The sequence below is a fragment of the Rickettsia endosymbiont of Thecocarcelia acutangulata genome, assembly GCF_964263195.1.
Classification (GTDB): Bacteria; Pseudomonadota; Alphaproteobacteria; order Rickettsiales; family Rickettsiaceae; genus Rickettsia; species Rickettsia felis.
The window spans coordinates 644,852-661,319 of sequence record NZ_OZ181652.1 but is presented as its reverse complement, the minus strand read 5'-3'; the positions used below and the strand labels follow the sequence as shown (position 1 = coordinate 661,319).

Below are 16,468 nucleotides of genomic sequence, written 5' to 3'. Positions count from 1 at the left end.
ATCGGTTTATTACACGCCCAGTTTAGGGAGTGTTTTGGAGGTATCTAAGGAAGATATGGAATTCGCTAAAAAGCTCCAGGTACAAGTACAAAACACGTTAAATAAAGGTCTTAAGGAAAAATATCAAGAATTTGAGCAAGTATCTAAAAATACAGCAACTGCTCAAAATGACAAAACCTTAGATGTAGAAGATATACCTACAGTTTTAGGTGATGATAACACAAGACTTAGAATTTTTGTAAGCAGCTCTATGAGTTTAAATTTACTACGTAGCTATTACAAGGAGTCACAACGCTATGGTGGTCATTTAGTGTTTAACGGTCTACCTAATGGCAGTTTTAAGGAATTATTAAGGCTTGTACAAGAAATAGTTGAGGGTAATGACATAGGCGGTCTTGAGATTGATGATGAAGCATTTAAAGCTTTTAAAGCGGGGCAAGTGCCAGTGATAGTACTTAGTAGAGAAGTAGATAGTTTATTTGATGCGGAAGGTGCTGTGACTCAGTACGATTCTATACAAGGAGCTGTATCAATCAAATACGCTCTAGAGGAATTTGCTACTCGTGGAGATTTAAAAGAAGAAGCAAAGCAGAGGCTAGCACAATGAGAGTAAAAACTATTGCTGTATTAATGCTGTTATGTCTCGCATTGCAAATACTGACGAATGCCGCTTTTGCTCAGTATTTGGATGAGCAGTTAGAGACTAATATCAATAAAGTTGATCCATTATTTGAGCGAAGCGTGCCAAATCTAGAAGAGTTTAAAGCAGCAGTAGAGCAAGATAAAGGGCTAATCGTTGAACAAATTGGTCAGAATAAGATGCCTCCTATAGCTGATTCAGGAAAGATCGCACATGAGAGGGCAAAACTAGAAAGCTTAGATGCACTAGAAATAGATAGCATTGCAAGAAGGGAAATGGCAAAAGACCCATTTCACAATGAAATGTTTGTGGATTTAAGTAAACCCGGAATGCAAGCACATTTAGAGGATGCGAAGAAAATAGCAAAAGGCAGCTCTAAGATGATAGGGAGTATTATAGCAAATCTCAAAGATATAGGAGTGGATTGCAAGACAGTTAAAGGAAATATCGAGAGAGATCCTAAGTATTTTATGGAATTTAAGCAAGAAGTAGATAGCAAGGAAAAGGATACTATTTATGACCAGCATTTTTGTGAGAGATTAAGAAATCAATATTCTTGCTCGAGTACTCTTAGCATGAAATGTACGTCGGAGGGTAAGCAATGGGGAGAGTGGCAAGATAGAACTATTGATATAGCAGGGGAAGAAATATGGCGACCTAGTGGTGCTCTTCGTATTGCTACTTTTGTCGTAGCCTATATCACCTCGCCCGATAATATTGCGGTGCGACAGCAAGTAAGGGGCATGATTGTACAAAAATTAGGAGTAGATTTTGAACAAATTAATGAAAATATCAGGATCAATCATATACCTAATGAAGAAGCTTACTGGCTTTATAACATACAGGGGGATAGATACCATGTGCAATACCAGTACCGAGATTGGAAAAAGATTTGTACTGCGTGGAGTGAAGTTTGGCATGAGCATTGCAGGTTAAAGAATTAAATAATGATGAAATATAGCATAATGATCAAACAATTACTTTTTATTATTCTTGCGGGATTTTTTGTTACATCTATGGCAATTGCTGATGAAAGATTTAAATCAAATTATCCATGCACCGATATACAACGAGAATGCATATCAAGTGGTGTACGGATGGATTGACGGATTTGAAGTATACAGAGATTGCTGGGAGTATAACGTAGAAAAGGTTTGTAATTATCCAAGTAAAAATGATTGCGGCAAATATTCACATTGTTATTTCGTGTCGACTTTAGAGTGTTTACTTACTGACTGCCTTGGTAATTGCGTAAATAGGAAAGAGGAATATTCCTACAAAAGATGGGTACCTATAGTTAAAGAAAGCACAAAAGCAAGAGTAAGACTTCAGGAGAAAGAAGGGCAAGAAGGTATAATTTGCGAAGGGATTCCATGTATAGACGGTAACTGCGTAGATCATAGGTTTTTAACTAATGGCGAGATGATGGATTCTATCTCTAAATTATACGCCGTAAGTCAGATGAAAGCAGGGGACGGGGTAAATATTAGTCTTTTTAAAGGCAGTAGTGATCATTGCAGTAAAAAAGCTACAAGCTATACCAATTGCTGCACTTCTAGTGTAAAAGGTTGGGGAAGTAATGTTGGTGCAAAATGCAGTAAAAATGAGCAGTTACTTATAGAGAAGAGAAAAAATAATTTATGTGTTTATGTAGGCAAGGAAAGCAATAAAAAGGTCGGCGTTACAACTCTTGTAAAACATCATTATTGTTGCTTTGGCAATCTACTTGATAAGGTAGTGCAAGTGCAAGCAAGAAAGCAGTTAGGTCTTAATTTTGGAAGCGGGAAAAATCCGGATTGCAGGGGATTAACGCTTGAAGAGATAGAAAGAATTAACTGGGATGAGATTGATTTTACGGAATTCATTGAGGATTTAAAGGTAAAATTCTTTAGCAAATATAAAATGCCGGGAGGCGATGATTTAAAAGAGAGAATTAATAATAGTTTACCTGATATCAGGGAATTTGATGGTAACACACAAAATCAAGATAACAATGCAAGCGGGTGGAGAGTAGGAGAAGAGCAATGAAATACAGAATTATCAAGAGTTTAGTAGTTGTTTTTCTCATTTGCACGCAAGCGAGCGTTGCTACAGCTAATGAATTCTTCCATCAAAGATATAGAGGTTGGTTATGGTTCGAGGAACGTGAGCAACAAAAAATCAAAGAAGAAATGCAGCAAGAATTAGAAAAAGTACAAAAACAAGAGCAAGAAAGAGCCAAAGCAAGAGCAGAGGTAGAGGCATTTAGCAAAGAGTTAGATGACTTAAAATATATGATGATTAGATATCCTAAAAATCTTGATCATGTATATGCATATCAAAAGAAAACATCAGAAATGTTAAATATGGCACTACAATTAGATCATTCGTATAGGTTAGCACATTTTTTACATCCCAATGAAGTAGATTACAAAGAGAATCCAGTAAATTTATATGGTCGCAAAATCCATCAGCAAGAAGAGCAAAAGGCAAAAGAAGAAAAAATAGCTGAGCTTGCACACCATATAGAATTGTTTTTTGTATTTAGTAGTGATTGTCCTTATAGCATGCAGGCAGCACCTGTTGTTTACGGGTTTGCACAAAAATACAAAATAGAGACAGAGGCACTTAGTACTAATGCCCAAGAATCACAATATTTTAAAACACATTTTAATCAGGAGCTAATAAATATGCTTGGAATAGAGTCAGTACCTAGTTTGATTTTGGTAACCAAAGACGGCAAGACTAGATTTGAGATAGCAAGAGGAGCGGTATCTTTTAGTGAGCTTGAAGAAAAAATGCTTCTTGCTCATGAAATATTAAAAGATCAAGAGCTAAAGTCGCAGCGTGCAGCAAAGCAAGAAGAAAATAGTAGCGTGAGGTTTAAGCATGATTAGCAATAATTCATACAAAATAAATCTAATACGTAAAACAGTAAGGAAAGCCAATATCTTACTACGTGCTTTACTGATTCTTGCACTGCTGCAGTCAACTACAGCTATGGCTGGCATTGAAACCTTAATGAAAAGCGTAATGCCATCAGGGACATTATCAAATAATAGTAGAGCGGCTCTAATTAAGGATCAATTGGGAGAGCATCTAGTAGGCGGCTCTATGATTGTAAAAACGCCCGGTATTGATGATGTATCGCTAGGGGCTTTTACTCCGCCCACTTGCAAATTAGGAGGCCTTCCTTGTAATGCTCATTTTGACTTAAGAATGGGAGCATTCTCATATATCAGTAGCAAGGAGATGATGGAGAGTATGAAGCAAATGGCACAGAATGCTTCAGTATATGGCGGTATAATGCTCGTTAAGACTATGTGTTCGCAATGTGAGAATTTAATGACATGGATGGAAGGAGTAGGACGCAATGTTAGCGACATATTAAATGTAAATTGCGAGCGTATGATGGTGCCAATCACCGGAACAATGGATAAGCTTGCTAAATCTGCTGAGGCAAAGCGTCAAGCAGATTTATACTTAAGCGGCAACTCTAAAGATTCTGCAGAAATAGTACAAAGAGCCAAAAAAGATAGCGATACTGACCCAGCAGAGAATAATCCGGAGCTTAAGACCCAATTAGGCGAGAATTTTAATTTAGTTTGGAAGGCTCTGAGCAAAACAACATCTCAAACTGGTACTACTGAGCTTAAAGAGTTACTGATGAGTATATCCGGAACAATCATTATCCAAAAAGGTTTGCCGCCCAAAGTATATAGCTCTCTTGCCGAGCAAGAACTGATAGAGCAATATATGGGAGTAAGTAACAAGAGCTCAGGTCAGATTACATTATACGCTTGTGATGAGACAAAATACTGCTTAAATCCAAGTAAGCAGCAAAAAACCTTTGCAAGTAGTGATACGCTGCATTCCAAATTATCCAAACTAATCGAATCAATTACAACAAAAATCGAGCAAGACAAAGAAAATCCGGGTCTTACTGAAGAAGAAATGGATTTAATAGATCTCTCGAGTTTGCCGCTGATCTCTAAAATAGAGATGGATCTTGCAATCTATAAGTCTAGTCAGAATATCAGTGTTAAGAGTCACGATTTCATAACGCATTTATGCTACGACGTTGTGACCTCACATCTTGCTAAATTACTTAAAAAAACCTCGGACGCAGTAGAGGAATTATCATATGTGCAGATATCTGATACGGGGATATTTGAGCAATTTTCAAATAATACAAGGGAAATTATGCGAAGCATTTTGCGTGCCAAATCAGATGCTTTTAAGCGATATGATTTAATTGGCCAAATGAAAGCACGACTTCGTCAAGATGAGAGTTATTTTCAAACTCAGTTTGAAGAATACGATCAAGATAGCAAATTAGCGGAATAATAAATAAGAAAAAATAAACACAGATTAATTATTGAGATAAGAGGCAGTCATGAATTTAACAATCCATACATACGGCTATATTGATGCGATGTATAACACATTACAAGCGATTGCAATGTTTCATCAAAGTGATGCTTACCTATATTTAGTACAAGGCGTGTGGTTTTGCATGGGATGTTTTTATGCTGTGCAGCTTGCAGGAAGTACGCATCTTGGGCAATTCAAGTCTCATATTTATAGAGTGCTTGGTATTTGCATCATTGTTAACGGATTGTTACTTCCATCAACTCATATGGTTATTAAAGATCATATTTCCAAAGATACCGCAAAAGTAGATCATATACCTCTTGCTTTTGCTGTGCCTGTTGGAATTCTATAGGAGTTTGGCTACATCATAACAAGAGGCTTTGGGCAAGCTTTTAGACCATTTAGTAATCAAAAATTCGATTATTTTAATTATGGTTTGCTTTTTGGGCAAAGATTAAAGCAGGAAGTCAAAAATGTACGCATCAAAGATCCAGTAAACGTCAATAATATGAAGCAGTTTGTTAAAAGATGCGTAGTGCTACCTGCAATGATTGGCTACAGCTTCACTAAAGAAGAATTATTTGCAACCGATAATATTTGGAAGTTAGTCAAAGATAATGCTGGGGGCTTTAGAAGGGTCGAGTTATTTGAACCAAAAACTCGTCAATATGAATCGATGACCTGCAAAGAAGCGGTAGCATATCTTGAGAGACATTTATTCCCGCAGGAAGAGGAAAGAATATTAGTTAAATTTGCAAATAGAAGCTTCAATCAGGCAAATGACAGTGGAACGTATTTTACATATCTCGAAAAAGGCATACCAAGAAATCCTGATTTAGGTGCAAGTTTACACATGAAGCATTATTTCAAAAATAACATTAAGAAAGCTTATGAGGTCGGTAGTGCTGAAGATGTGTTAAAGCAGCAAATGATGATTAATGCAATATCAAACTTCAGAAGCGGTTCATATGCAGTTGCAAGAGCACGTATGCAGCATGAAAGTAGCAGCTTAATCGGAAGTGACATGGCAAGTATTTATCTGCCATTAATGCTTGTAGTATTTAAATGCATTGTCTATGGAGCATTCATCTTTGTTGTACCGATGATTTTAATGAGCGGCGGATTTACTAAATATATGACATATCTAGTAATTATTGTCTCGCTGCAGCTATGGCCGGCGTTAAACACAATCCTTAATATGATCATGGAAACTTATAGCGATTTTGCTGAAGGGTCAAGACAAGTCATGAGTTACGCAGCAGTCTACAATGTACAAAAAAATAGATACGATAGTAACTATCGCAGCGTCACTGCAGATGTTAGTACCATTTTTATCTTTTTGGTTAACTAAGCTTGGAGGTGACGGCATCATGCATTTAGCAGGTAATATAGTTGGTGGCGTGCAATCTGTATCAGGAGCTGTTGGATCGGAAGTGCTACCAACAATAAAAGCTTTGATAATTACAGTAGCGGCAATCAGCAATACGGCAATACAAACGCCAATAAAGTAGATACTAGTATGCAGTATTTTGATGGGACTAATAGAGGTCAATATGCAGATGGTACTGGAGAGCTCATTACGCAATCAGGTGAGCAAGTATTCTCAGGTGGTAGTGGTCAAACTTCTTCTACTGGTGAAGCACGTTATATTGCAGGTGAAGGCATAATTGCAAGTCATGAGGCAGGCATCAGAAAAGAGCAGCAATTAATGTCAGGAGAGCAAGCCAGTTTGTCGACGGTAAAAGAACAATTGGTTGCTCAAGAAGCTTCGGCATTACACTCTATTATGCAAAATACCAAAACTGGTACTGGTTATAACATTGATACTTCTACTGATTATGGTAAGGAATTACAGAAAACATTACAAGAGATCGATAAGTTAGACAGCTCTAATAATTATGGTTGGGAGCAGAATGCTAAAGCCTATACACAAGCACAAGAAAGTGCTGGAATACCAAGTGCATTAACGGCGGATATATTTTCTGCTCAAGCAACAGCTGGGGGTGAATTATCGGCTATTAATAACAGCAGGCAGTCTGAAGATAGTTCTAAAACTATCTCAGGTGATACCTCTGCTATTGCAAAACAAGGTACATCTGAGCGTACTAATAATACCGAGAGCTTCTTAGAAAGTTTAGGAGTTGATAAAAATACACAAGATTCAATAAGAGAATCTTATCAACAAGCACAAAGACTAGAAAATTCCATAAGCACGCATAAAAACAACATAGATAGTCATAATCAAGGAATTAGTCATACACGTAGTAACTCAGCTAACTTTGATAAAGATATGTATCAAGATGTATTAAATGCTTATCAAAATAGGTATGGAGGAGCAGCAATAGATGCACAAAGAGAAGTAGCAGCAGGAACGTATAGGGCAAGAGAGATCTTTAGAGACATCAGCGGTGCTGCAGCACAAAGAAATTTACAAGAGATTCAAGGAGCGGGCAGTAATATAGCAAGTTCTAATAATGTAGATAATTTCGTTCAAAATCACCAGCTAGATAATAATATTGGCAGCAAAAGAGATGAATTTGCAAGAGATCATGGTATTAAAACAGATGCAGAAGTGATAAGCGGAGAAATAACAACTCAAGGAGATAATCTTAAAGCCCAGCATGATACAAGATACCATGGTAACCTTAGTCAATATGATGATTCTCATCAATACATAAGTGATCAACAATATACAAAACAGCTGCAAATTAATCAATATGAAGAGGATAGAATTGGTAAAGGAGCAGGAACTGTTCTTGTAAATGGAGTAGGTAGACCATCCAGTCATAATCTAGATAGTCGCAATACAAAGCAATATGAGTCTAAAGAGCAATAAGTAGTTGCTCAATATACGGACCCACACAAACCTTTCGATAAAGTTGAAGCACAGGCTTTGATGGATTCCGTTAGTAAAAACGAGGATAAAGGGTGATGATAATATGCAAGAGCAACATTAACGATGACGGTTATAAATATTACCTGCATAAAGATTGCAAGATGGATCAGTTTGCCAATTAGAACTAGAGAAGTTACTAGAGCTAGTAGTCTGAGAAGTAGCATTATGAAAGTGATTAAAGTTATTAAGTCTTCTATTTACTTTTGCCATGACAGACCAAACTTTACGATTGAATAAAATAGAAATAGGACAGTTTTTAAATATGAAAAATAAAGTAGGAATACCGAATAATAATGGAATCATAATAAAAGGAACTATAAAGTGGGATACCTTATACTTATAGAGCAAAAGCCCAGCTAAAATCATTGAGCCAACTGTACCAACAATAACAAAAAAAGCCATAGGAAGATCTTTTGGTACTTTTAACTCCCGACCTTCGCTATTTACAAAAATATTTTCCTTAACAAAGGTAACCTTGGAAAATGATCGTACTAATATCGGAACTCCAATTAATGTGCTTAAGAACACTGCAAGTGCCAAGTATGAAAAACCTTGTTCTGAGTTAGCTTTAGGAGCAAGAAAGAACGATACTACAGTTCCAGCAGACATACCAACCCAAAAAACAAGATTCCAAAAATTATCCTTTTTCATATCATACCTAAAAGTTAAATTTCATACATATATCTTACCTTATTTCATACGTACGTGCAAATTAATATGGTACTTTTTAGTGTATTTTTTGATTACTTTAGGCACTCAGGTTTGTTTTGCATCTGATATGCCACAGCTAATACAAAAAATAGAAAAGGAGTATAAAATTCCAAGCGGTTTACTTGCTGCTATTGCAAGCGTTGAGTCAGGTTTAAAACCTTATGCAATTGGTGTGTCCGGTAAATCTATTAAAGCAAGTTCTAAAGAAGAAGCAAAACAAATTATCAGGGCGTATTTAGCCAAAGGCATCACTAATATTGATATAGGGGTAATGCAGATTAACTGGCGATGGCATTCTAAGGAGTTTGATCAAGATTTAGATCATATGCTCAATCCCTTGCAAAATATCATGTACGCAGAGCACAGCTACTTAAATCATTACACGTCAAACATCAAAGTTGGCAGAAGGCAGTGAGGTACTATCATTCTGCAAAGGATGAACATCACCGTAAATACTCAAAAGCTGTATTAGTATCATGGTTAAAACAAAATTAAAATGGATAGTAATATATACATTGCTTTTCTTATGAAAAAGTATAATAAATATATTACACTTAAAGTAAGGTTGATATGAAATGGAAATGGTCATTTAGGAAATTAATGTGTGAACAACTAAAACAGCAATTAAAGCCTTTTGATAATATAACTATACCGGCAGAAGGGTGGATTAAAACAATAAGGCAAGCAATGGGGATGACAGCGTTACAATTAGCAAAAAGAAGTAATCTGAGCAGACCAAGAATTTTGCGTATAGAAAAAGATGAAACGTTAAAACACGTGACATTAAGCACTTTAGAGAAGGTAGCAGAGGGGCTAGGTTGTAGAGTGGTATATGCCTTAGTCCCGCAACAAGACTTGTTAACTGCAATAGATGAGCAAGCAGAACAATATATTACAAATCAATTACATTCTATATCTCATTCCATGTTACTCGAAGATCAGAAAGTAGTTGATGATATGCAGAAAAAGCAAAAAGAAATGCTTAAAGAAGAAGTACTAAAAAATAATATAAAAGACATTTGGCAATGAGATTTGATTATGCAGAAGGGGCGACTCCTTTAAATGCTGATGAGGTGAATAATCTAATACCTAGACATTTAACAACTCAACATGAATTAAATGAATGGGAGCAATTTAATATTGTACAGGCGGAACAGTGGCTTTTTAGACGAAAACAGCAGGATATATATTCATTAGAATTTGCTCAAAAGCTTCATCACAAGATGTTTGATCAAACTTGGAAATGGGCTGGTGAATTCAGGAAAACACAGACGAATATAGGTGTACATAGTGTATATATCGGACAGGAATTAAAAAAGCTGTTTGGAGATGTGTGTTATTGGAACAATCACAATGTGTATTCCATACGAGAGATCTCTGTAATATTACATCATAGGTTAGTGTTCATTCATCCTTTTCCCAATGGTAACGGAAGGTTCTCGAGATTATTTGCAGATTTTGTAGCAATTAGTAATAATCAACCACGATTTAGTTGGGGTAAGGGTTCACTAACGCAAGATGGTATAGTTAGAAAACTATATATAGAGGCACTAAAAGAAGCTGATAATTTCAATTATCAAAAGCTTATAGAATTTGCAGATAGTTAGAAAATAGGTACAAAAATGTTAGATGATTACACCAGAGGCGGACAAATATTCATCCATAAAGTAAGGATGTTTAGGCAGGTTATTGGGGTGTCATCATTTTGGTCTTTTGTTCTCGCAGCTTTGTTAGTTATTTTTTTAAGCTCGCCGCAATACAGAGTAATTAATATGTTTGCAGCAAAAACATATATGCGAGCATCTTTTGTAGAGTTCATTTGGGATATTACACCTAAAATATCTGAAGATTCACAGAAGCGTGAGCCAAGAATAGATATATATGATCTATCTGTAGATAGAGCGTTGCGTAATGTTAAATTCACAACTATACTTAATACGCCAAAATACAAGCAATCATATATGATGCTTAAAGATTATATAGCAAGCACCCTTTCACTTGCAGCAGGTGGTACAGTCTTGCTGGTGCTTCTAGTGTTTATGATATGGAGCAAGTTTGGAAAAACTGCAAGAGCAACAAAGCATATCAGCGGTAGCACCATTAAAACCGTCTCAGAAGTCAGAAAATATCTTAAAAAACATAATTTAATAGGTAAGTTTCGCATAGGCGACATGCCTTTAATCAAGAACACGGAAACTAGACATTTCTTAGTTACAGGTAGCACTGGTAGCGGTAAAACTAATCTAATTAATACATTGCTGCCTCAAGTCAGGACGGCAAAACATCCAGCTATCATAGTAGATCAGACCGGAGAGATGATAGAGCGATATTATGATCCAAATAGAGGCGATATCATATTCAATCCATTAGATGCCCGTTCTCATTCATGGGACTTTTGGCAAGATGCCACGTCTAATGTAGCAATAGGTGAGGTAGATCCAAGACTTGAGAAATTTGCTAAAGTTCTTTTTTCTTTTGATAGACGAAGTACAGGAGGCGGCAATGATCAGTTTTGGCAAAATAGTATTGAGATACTATTTACCTCATGTGTTGAGAGTTTAATCAAAAAAGATTGCCGCACTATTGCTGCACTTAAAACGATACTTACTTACAATAATTGAGATTTAATCTTACATTTAGTAAAATAAGATAAATATTAAATGGAGGATTAGAGATGAATCTAAATCAAAAAATAATAAAGCCAAAAATAGGATTACTAGAATTAGCTAAGAGTCTTGGTAGTATATCGTCCGCCTGTAAAGCAATGGGATACAGCAGTGACAGTTATTATAGGTTCAAAGAGCTATATGAAACTGGTGGAGAAGAGGCGTTATATGAGATTAGCAGGAAGAAGCCAATTATAGCAAATAGAGTTGAACCAGCAGTAGAGAGAGCAGTATTAGATATGGCAATAGAATACCCAGCTTATGGTCAGATGAGAGTATCAAATAAGCTTAAAAAGACTGGTATTCTTGTATCACCTGGAGGAGTTAGATCGATTTGGCTACGTAAATGATTTAAATAATATCAATAAAAGACTTAAAGCATTAGAAGCAAAGATGGCTCAAGATGGTATTGTTCTTACCGAAGCTCAGTTACAAGTATTAGAGAAACGGCGTAGCGAAAAAGAAGCCCATGGTGAGATTGATACACAGCATCCAGGTTATCTAGGATGCCAAGATACATATTATGTAGGTAATTTTAAAGGTATAGGCAAGGTATATTCTCAGGTATTTATTGATAGCTATACTAGGGTCGCAGATGCTAAATTATATACTGATAAAACAGCTCTTACCGCTGCTGACATGCTTAATGATAGAGTACTGCCGTGGTATGAGAGTCAGCAAATACCAGTGCTTCGTATTCTAACTGATAGAGGTGGTGAATATAAAGGAAATATAGAACATCATGCTTTTGAATTGTTCTTAAGCATTGAGGGCATTGAACATAACACTACTAAAGCATATTCTCCTCAAACAAATGGTATGTGTGAACGTTTTAATAAAACTATGAAGCAAGAATTATTTGATATGGCTATGCGTAAAAAGATTTATACTGATCTTGATGATCTACAACTTGACCTTGATATTTGGTTAGAACATTATAATAATTAAAGACCTCATTCTGGGAAATATTGTTATGGTAAAAATCCTATGCAGACCTTCAAGGATAGTAAGAAGTTAGCTGTTGAAAAGAATAATGAAATCTTATATCTTAAATACTCATCTGACAGTCATAACTTATCAGACATTCAGATATAATTTTTATAGTGCTTGTAAGATTAAATCTTGACCTCTACACTTAAAGCATGTATGGACCTCCCTAATAATGCAAAAAAAAAATAACATTTAATAGCTAAAAAGCAAATGCAGTCATGTATCCAACTTATAATTGATAAATTACCTTACTTGTATATTTACCGTATAGCCCTGATGGAATTCGTTTGCCTACAAACTTTTACTTATCACTTCGACGGCTTCTATAGAGCCTGTGCGTTAATCAGTTTTTTCGTAGGTTAAGGTTTGTCTTATTCACCATCAATATTATCTCTCACGCATATTTCGGATTGGAATTTTTACATATATTATTATCTAATTTATTCAGTTAATATTGGCAATTCAACAATATATTATTACCTTAATTAACTACAAACTTTAGTTTCGTTGTAATCATTGCCGGTACATAATACTGCGAATACTATTCGTGCCAATTTATTTGCTACAGCAACGGTAGTTTTATTATGCCCGCATCGCTCCGATAAATTATACATCCACTGGGTAAATCTAGTAAAATCCTTTTTGTTTTTTTGTGCTTCAGTTGTAAACCTTAGCTTAGCATTTAATACCGCTCTTGCTCCTTGAATCAATAAAGTACGTAAATAAGTATCGCCTCTCTTGCTTATACTAAGTAACCTCTCTTTACCTCCACTCGAATGTTGTTTTGGCACTAAACCAAGCCATGCTGATAATTGTCTACCATTATTAAAATATTTTGCATTACCTATTGAAGCTATCAATGCTGTAGCAGTAATTAAACCTATACCGGGTATAGATGTTAAACGTTTATATTGTTCTAACTCTGTTGCTAATATTTTTAATCGCTTTTCTAGCTCTATTATTTTTTTATCATTATCTATAAATTCTTCTTTTAACTCGATGAATGTTGTATAGCTTATTGGGCTTAAACCGCCACTATCTAAAACTTCTGTTAATTTAGCAGTAACTTTATTTATACCCTGAGGAATAGTAAAACCAAATTCATTTAGTAATCCTCTTATCTCATTGGCAAGTGCAGTACGATTTTTTACCAACCTTGCTCTTATCCTGTGAATCGACAAAATATCTTGTTGTCCTACACTTTTTATCGGTACATATCTCATATTCGGTCTTGTTACTGCTTCACAAATTGCTTCGCTATCTGCCTGATCGTTTTTATTAGTTTTAACATATGGTTTTACAAATTGTGGTGCTATTAGTTTAACCTCATGACCTAATTTTGTTATTTCTCTTGCCCAATAGTTAGCTCCGCCGCAAGCCTCCATACCTACTAAACATTTTGGTAAGTTAGCTATATAACTCAACACCTGATCTCTCATCAATTTTTTCTTTAATATTGCTTTGCCATTTTTATCTAATCCATGAATTTGAAAAATTCTTTTTGCAATATCTATGCCAATTGTGGTAACTTCCATTTGGACCTCCTTGTTGTTGCCTAGGATTAATTTCCTATTCTAGAACAATAATACATTATTATTGATTCCGTATATAGGGAGGTCCATACCATTCTTCTCCACCAGTTTCATATAGCTCTTTGAACCTATAATAACTGTCCCTGCTGTATCCCATTGCTTTACAGGCGGACGATATACTACCAAGACTCTTAGCTAATTCTAGTAATCCTATTTTTGGCTTTATTATTTTTTGATTTAGATTCATCTCTAATCCTCCATTTAATATTTATCTTATTTTACTAAATGTAAGATTAAATCTCAATTATTGCACATTATTGATAAATTGCCTGAAATAGTAAAAATGATGCCAAGTTTAACGACAGAAGCCTTTTTTATTTCTAAAGAGATGTTTATGACCAGCGATGATGATTTTTTTATATCTCTCGTTATTGACAATATGGTAAATATAGTAAAAATAAATTTTAACATACTAGGAAAAGTACTCAAGATATTAAAAGAAATACTTACTAGTCTTGAATATGGTCTTGAGACTAATTATTGTGCTGCTCAAGGCTTAATTGAAATATTAGATACATTCCCGCTTAATAAAAAGTATGTGTATATTAACGAATTATTAAATATAATTTACTTATCTAAAATCGATGCCCCTTATGAAACACTACACACAGACACAACCCTCACTCTACACAAAATAACCCACCACCTTACTCAAGAATATGAGAAAGGTAAAAATCCTGAAGTAATAGAATGGTTTAATCGATGCTTTAACGAATTACCGAATATAAGCGAAACACGAATATTTTTAAAAAAAATATGTCAAAGCATATTAAAAGGTTGAGTTATAAACGAATCGGAAAGTAAGTTTATTTTGAGCTGTATAAAGAAATATAATTTTACTTTTACGGTATCGGTTAGTAAAGAGCCAGAAATAGAAGGTAAGATAATATTTGAAGATAGAAACTATAAAATATTTAAAACCGATAATTCAGCAAGCAAGATAGTAAGTTTAGAAGAGTTTGCAACTAAATTACTTACGGAAACAGATGATCCGTTAGCAGAACAATATAAAACGCATAAACCTTTATTCCTGAACAAAGGTTTAGCTCTTAAAATAGCGGCAAGTGATATTAATTACATAAGTAGTATTACAAATGAAAATACCAAACTTTCTACTGAAAAATATCTTTTATCTTATGCGGGTGATAATAAAGATAAGTTCGTAATGTTGTTAGAAAAGAGAAGTATTTTCGGTGAACATCTAATATATAAATTTGGCGAGGATAATTTAAAGAAAATGGCCACTATTTATCCAGCAGAAATTAACAAAGAACTAAGAGGGCAACTATTTAACGAATTAGAATCCCAAGAACAATTTAGTTGCTTTATTAAGAATGAAAAGCTTAAGCCTGAAGAAGAAAAACAAATATTTAAACATATTAGTAAGCTAAAGTTTGCAACCGAAATAATTCAAGGTGCAAAAATAAGGTTGAAAACCAGTAATTTTAAATTACTAGATGTCGGTGCAAATAAAAGATTAGAGGCCCATGAAATTAAGATAGATAGCCATAATAAAATACTAAAAGACAGTAGAACAATACAAAAAGCAGAAATTTTCAGAGAAGTTGAAAAACTAAAACAGGAAAACATCTTGTTTTACAATTATTATTACACTTTTTATTGTACCACAAGAAATATTATACTAGATTTTCAAATTGCTGAGGCTAAGATGTTTAAAAAAAATACTATAGAGGAGGAAGCTATAATTAAATTATTTGCAAAAAGTTTGGATTTAACAATAAAAAGTTTCTTAGAGGGTGTTTGCAGTATATTAGCAGCAAGGCGTAAGAGAAAAGAGGAAAATAGAGTAATTAGTATAAACGATATTATTCGCAATACAATTGGAATGGAAGATTTAGACGATAACTTAAAGAAAATAGCTATTAATAAAACCCAAGAACGTAAAAACGAAATAATAAATCCCCAAAAAATGCAAGAAATACATATATCAAATTCTTATTCCTCGCAATTTCGAGCTTATGTACAAAAAACATTTAATAAGGTTAAAGAACTTGTAAGTCCTAAAGCTTTAAAAAGACATGACATGGATAATTTAGCCGTGCAACTAGCTTTAAAGGACTCTACTTTATTTATCGAATCTTTATATACAAACCGTGATGATATATTGAATAAAAAAAATGATCTTTACGTGCAGGATGAAAAGGGTGAATATAGTAATATTGTGTAATGTTAATCTCTTCTGATACCCAATAAATGCAAAATCAGGTAAGCAGCAATTGTCCATCTCCTAAGAATCGTGCATAAGGATCAAATATCTTTATCATGATTATCAGAAAGGAATTACTCTCACAAGATTTTCCCTATGCTTAACGGTATTTCATCACATTGTCAGGGTAGCTCTTTTTCGTACCCTTAGATTCATCTCTTTGATACAACCTCGTGTCACACACTATTATATGGCTTTTCGGTTATTTAGGTATATGTTAAATATTTATGAATATCATATAAAAGTAATAAAAAACAAAAAATTTCCTTTCATATATCCTTTAGTGTTTTATAATGGCATACAAAATAGAGTTAATTTTATTCTACACTTTGACCAAATTTGGTCAAAATGATATAATAGAAATAGAAAAAATACTTAAATCATAATTAATAT

16 protein-coding genes and 3 pseudogenes are annotated in these 16,468 nt (G+C 34.5%); 16 read left to right on the top strand and 3 right to left on the bottom strand.

Annotated features, from left to right (window positions below; all coding sequences use genetic code 11):
- Positions 1–55: 55 nt before the first annotated feature.
- The 8 genes and pseudogenes from trbC (at position 56) to ACE38Q_RS03535 (ending at position 7,829) form a co-directional block, all read left to right on the top strand.
- A complete protein-coding gene (trbC, locus tag ACE38Q_RS03570; RefSeq protein WP_500190127.1) occupies positions 56–607 on the top strand; it encodes a type-F conjugative transfer system pilin assembly protein TrbC in 552 nt (183 codons plus the stop codon).
- Complete coding sequence (locus ACE38Q_RS03565) at positions 604–1,584, top strand: hypothetical protein (RefSeq protein ID WP_500190126.1); 981 nt, start codon at positions 604–606, stop codon at positions 1,582–1,584. The genes trbC and ACE38Q_RS03565 overlap by 4 nt, the downstream gene beginning before the upstream one ends.
- An 85-nt stretch (positions 1,585–1,669) precedes the next feature.
- Complete coding sequence (gene traN / locus ACE38Q_RS03560) at positions 1,670–2,668, top strand: conjugal transfer protein TraN (RefSeq protein WP_500190125.1); 999 nt, start codon at positions 1,670–1,672, stop codon at positions 2,666–2,668.
- Positions 2,665–3,516 (top strand): conjugal transfer protein TraF, encoded by an 852-nt coding sequence (gene traF, locus ACE38Q_RS03555; RefSeq protein WP_500190124.1) that lies wholly within the window; start codon positions 2,665–2,667, stop codon positions 3,514–3,516. Before traN ends, traF begins: the two co-directional genes overlap by 4 nt.
- Positions 3,509–4,966 carry a conjugal transfer protein TraH gene (locus ACE38Q_RS03550; protein WP_500190123.1) on the top strand — a complete coding sequence of 486 codons (1,458 nt, stop codon included), beginning with the start codon at positions 3,509–3,511 and terminating at the stop codon, positions 4,964–4,966. The genes traF and ACE38Q_RS03550 overlap by 8 nt, the downstream gene beginning before the upstream one ends.
- Before the next feature lie 49 nt (positions 4,967–5,015).
- Positions 5,016–6,344 (top strand): annotated as a pseudogene (locus ACE38Q_RS03545) (conjugal transfer protein TraG N-terminal domain-containing protein).
- On the top strand, positions 6,310–6,504 hold the full coding sequence (locus tag ACE38Q_RS03540; RefSeq protein WP_500190122.1) for a hypothetical protein: 195 nt from the start codon (positions 6,310–6,312) through the stop codon (positions 6,502–6,504). Before ACE38Q_RS03545 ends, ACE38Q_RS03540 begins: the two are co-directional and overlap by 35 nt.
- Before the next feature lie 8 nt (positions 6,505–6,512).
- Positions 6,513–7,829 carry a hypothetical protein gene (locus tag ACE38Q_RS03535; protein ID WP_500190121.1) on the top strand — a complete coding sequence of 439 codons (1,317 nt, stop codon included), beginning with the start codon at positions 6,513–6,515 and terminating at the stop codon, positions 7,827–7,829.
- 117 nt (positions 7,830–7,946) lie between these two features.
- Here ACE38Q_RS03535 and ACE38Q_RS03530 read toward each other — a convergent pair whose 3' ends face one another.
- A complete protein-coding gene (locus ACE38Q_RS03530; protein ID WP_500190120.1) occupies positions 7,947–8,540 on the bottom strand; it encodes a hypothetical protein in 594 nt (197 codons plus the stop codon).
- Positions 8,541–8,628: 88 nt separating this feature from the next.
- Here ACE38Q_RS03530 and ACE38Q_RS03525 point away from each other — a divergent pair, with 88 nt between their 5' ends.
- The 5 genes and pseudogenes from ACE38Q_RS03525 to ACE38Q_RS03505 all read left to right on the top strand — a co-directional run bounded on the left by ACE38Q_RS03525 (position 8,629) and on the right by ACE38Q_RS03505 (position 12,361).
- Positions 8,629–9,015: a transglycosylase SLT domain-containing protein gene (locus ACE38Q_RS03525; RefSeq protein ID WP_500190119.1), complete on the top strand. Its 387-nt coding sequence runs from the start codon at positions 8,629–8,631 to the stop codon at positions 9,013–9,015.
- Positions 9,016–9,170: 155 nt separating this feature from the next.
- Complete coding sequence (locus ACE38Q_RS03520; protein WP_500190118.1) at positions 9,171–9,629, top strand: mobile mystery protein A; 459 nt, start codon at positions 9,171–9,173, stop codon at positions 9,627–9,629.
- A complete protein-coding gene (locus ACE38Q_RS03515; RefSeq protein WP_500190117.1) occupies positions 9,626–10,207 on the top strand; it encodes a mobile mystery protein B in 582 nt (193 codons plus the stop codon). Before ACE38Q_RS03520 ends, ACE38Q_RS03515 begins: the two co-directional genes overlap by 4 nt.
- A 15-nt stretch (positions 10,208–10,222) precedes the next feature.
- Positions 10,223–11,221 (top strand): type IV secretion system DNA-binding domain-containing protein, encoded by a 999-nt coding sequence (locus ACE38Q_RS03510; RefSeq protein WP_500190116.1) that lies wholly within the window; start codon positions 10,223–10,225, stop codon positions 11,219–11,221.
- Between the two features lie 53 nt (positions 11,222–11,274).
- A pseudogene (locus tag ACE38Q_RS03505) lies at positions 11,275–12,361 on the top strand (IS481 family transposase).
- A gap of 380 nt (positions 12,362–12,741) precedes the next feature.
- Here ACE38Q_RS03505 and ACE38Q_RS03500 read toward each other — a convergent pair.
- Both ACE38Q_RS03500 and ACE38Q_RS03495 read right to left on the bottom strand, forming a co-directional pair.
- On the bottom strand, positions 12,742–13,791 hold the full coding sequence (locus ACE38Q_RS03500) for an IS110 family RNA-guided transposase (RefSeq protein WP_500190115.1): 1,050 nt from the start codon (positions 13,789–13,791) through the stop codon (positions 12,742–12,744).
- Positions 13,792–13,882: 91 nt separating this feature from the next.
- Positions 13,883–14,035 (bottom strand): annotated as a pseudogene (locus ACE38Q_RS03495) (helix-turn-helix domain-containing protein); the annotation flags it as partial.
- 96 nt (positions 14,036–14,131) lie between these two features.
- Between ACE38Q_RS03495 and ACE38Q_RS03490 the strand changes: the two are divergent.
- The 3 genes from ACE38Q_RS03490 to ACE38Q_RS03480 all read left to right on the top strand — a co-directional run bounded on the left by ACE38Q_RS03490 (position 14,132) and on the right by ACE38Q_RS03480 (position 16,427).
- On the top strand, positions 14,132–14,629 hold the full coding sequence (locus ACE38Q_RS03490) for a hypothetical protein (RefSeq protein WP_500190114.1): 498 nt from the start codon (positions 14,132–14,134) through the stop codon (positions 14,627–14,629).
- Positions 14,630–14,659: 30 nt separating this feature from the next.
- Entirely contained in the window at positions 14,660–16,036 is a 1,377-nt protein-coding gene (locus ACE38Q_RS03485; RefSeq protein ID WP_500190113.1) for a hypothetical protein, read from the top strand.
- A gap of 229 nt (positions 16,037–16,265) precedes the next feature.
- Positions 16,266–16,427: an Rpn family recombination-promoting nuclease/putative transposase gene (locus tag ACE38Q_RS03480; RefSeq protein WP_371920387.1), complete on the top strand. Its 162-nt coding sequence runs from the start codon at positions 16,266–16,268 to the stop codon at positions 16,425–16,427.
- Positions 16,428–16,468 lie beyond the last annotated feature (41 nt).

Bases quoted from the DNA above. Each gene is read 5' to 3' on its own strand.
- trbC (WP_500190127.1), top strand. From the start codon at position 56: ATGGAATTCGCTAAAAAGCTCCAGGTACAAGTACAAAACACGTTAAAT.
- ACE38Q_RS03565 (WP_500190126.1), top strand. From the start codon at position 604: ATGAGAGTAAAAACTATTGCTGTATTAATGCTGTTATGTCTCGCATTG.
- traN (WP_500190125.1), top strand. From the start codon at position 1,670: ATGAAAGATTTAAATCAAATTATCCATGCACCGATATACAACGAGAAT.
- traF (WP_500190124.1), top strand. From the start codon at position 2,665: ATGAAATACAGAATTATCAAGAGTTTAGTAGTTGTTTTTCTCATTTGC.
- ACE38Q_RS03550 (WP_500190123.1), top strand. From the start codon at position 3,509: ATGATTAGCAATAATTCATACAAAATAAATCTAATACGTAAAACAGTA.
- ACE38Q_RS03540 (WP_500190122.1), top strand. From the start codon at position 6,310: ATGTTAGTACCATTTTTATCTTTTTGGTTAACTAAGCTTGGAGGTGAC.
- ACE38Q_RS03535 (WP_500190121.1), top strand. From the start codon at position 6,513: ATGCAGTATTTTGATGGGACTAATAGAGGTCAATATGCAGATGGTACT.
- ACE38Q_RS03530 (WP_500190120.1), bottom strand. From the start codon at position 8,540: ATGAAAAAGGATAATTTTTGGAATCTTGTTTTTTGGGTTGGTATGTCT.
- ACE38Q_RS03520 (WP_500190118.1), top strand. From the start codon at position 9,171: ATGAAATGGAAATGGTCATTTAGGAAATTAATGTGTGAACAACTAAAA.
- ACE38Q_RS03515 (WP_500190117.1), top strand. From the start codon at position 9,626: ATGAGATTTGATTATGCAGAAGGGGCGACTCCTTTAAATGCTGATGAG.
- ACE38Q_RS03510 (WP_500190116.1), top strand. From the start codon at position 10,223: ATGTTAGATGATTACACCAGAGGCGGACAAATATTCATCCATAAAGTA.
- ACE38Q_RS03500 (WP_500190115.1), bottom strand. From the start codon at position 13,791: ATGGAAGTTACCACAATTGGCATAGATATTGCAAAAAGAATTTTTCAA.
- ACE38Q_RS03490 (WP_500190114.1), top strand. From the start codon at position 14,132: ATGATGCCAAGTTTAACGACAGAAGCCTTTTTTATTTCTAAAGAGATG.
- ACE38Q_RS03480 (WP_371920387.1), top strand. From the start codon at position 16,266: ATGGCTTTTCGGTTATTTAGGTATATGTTAAATATTTATGAATATCAT.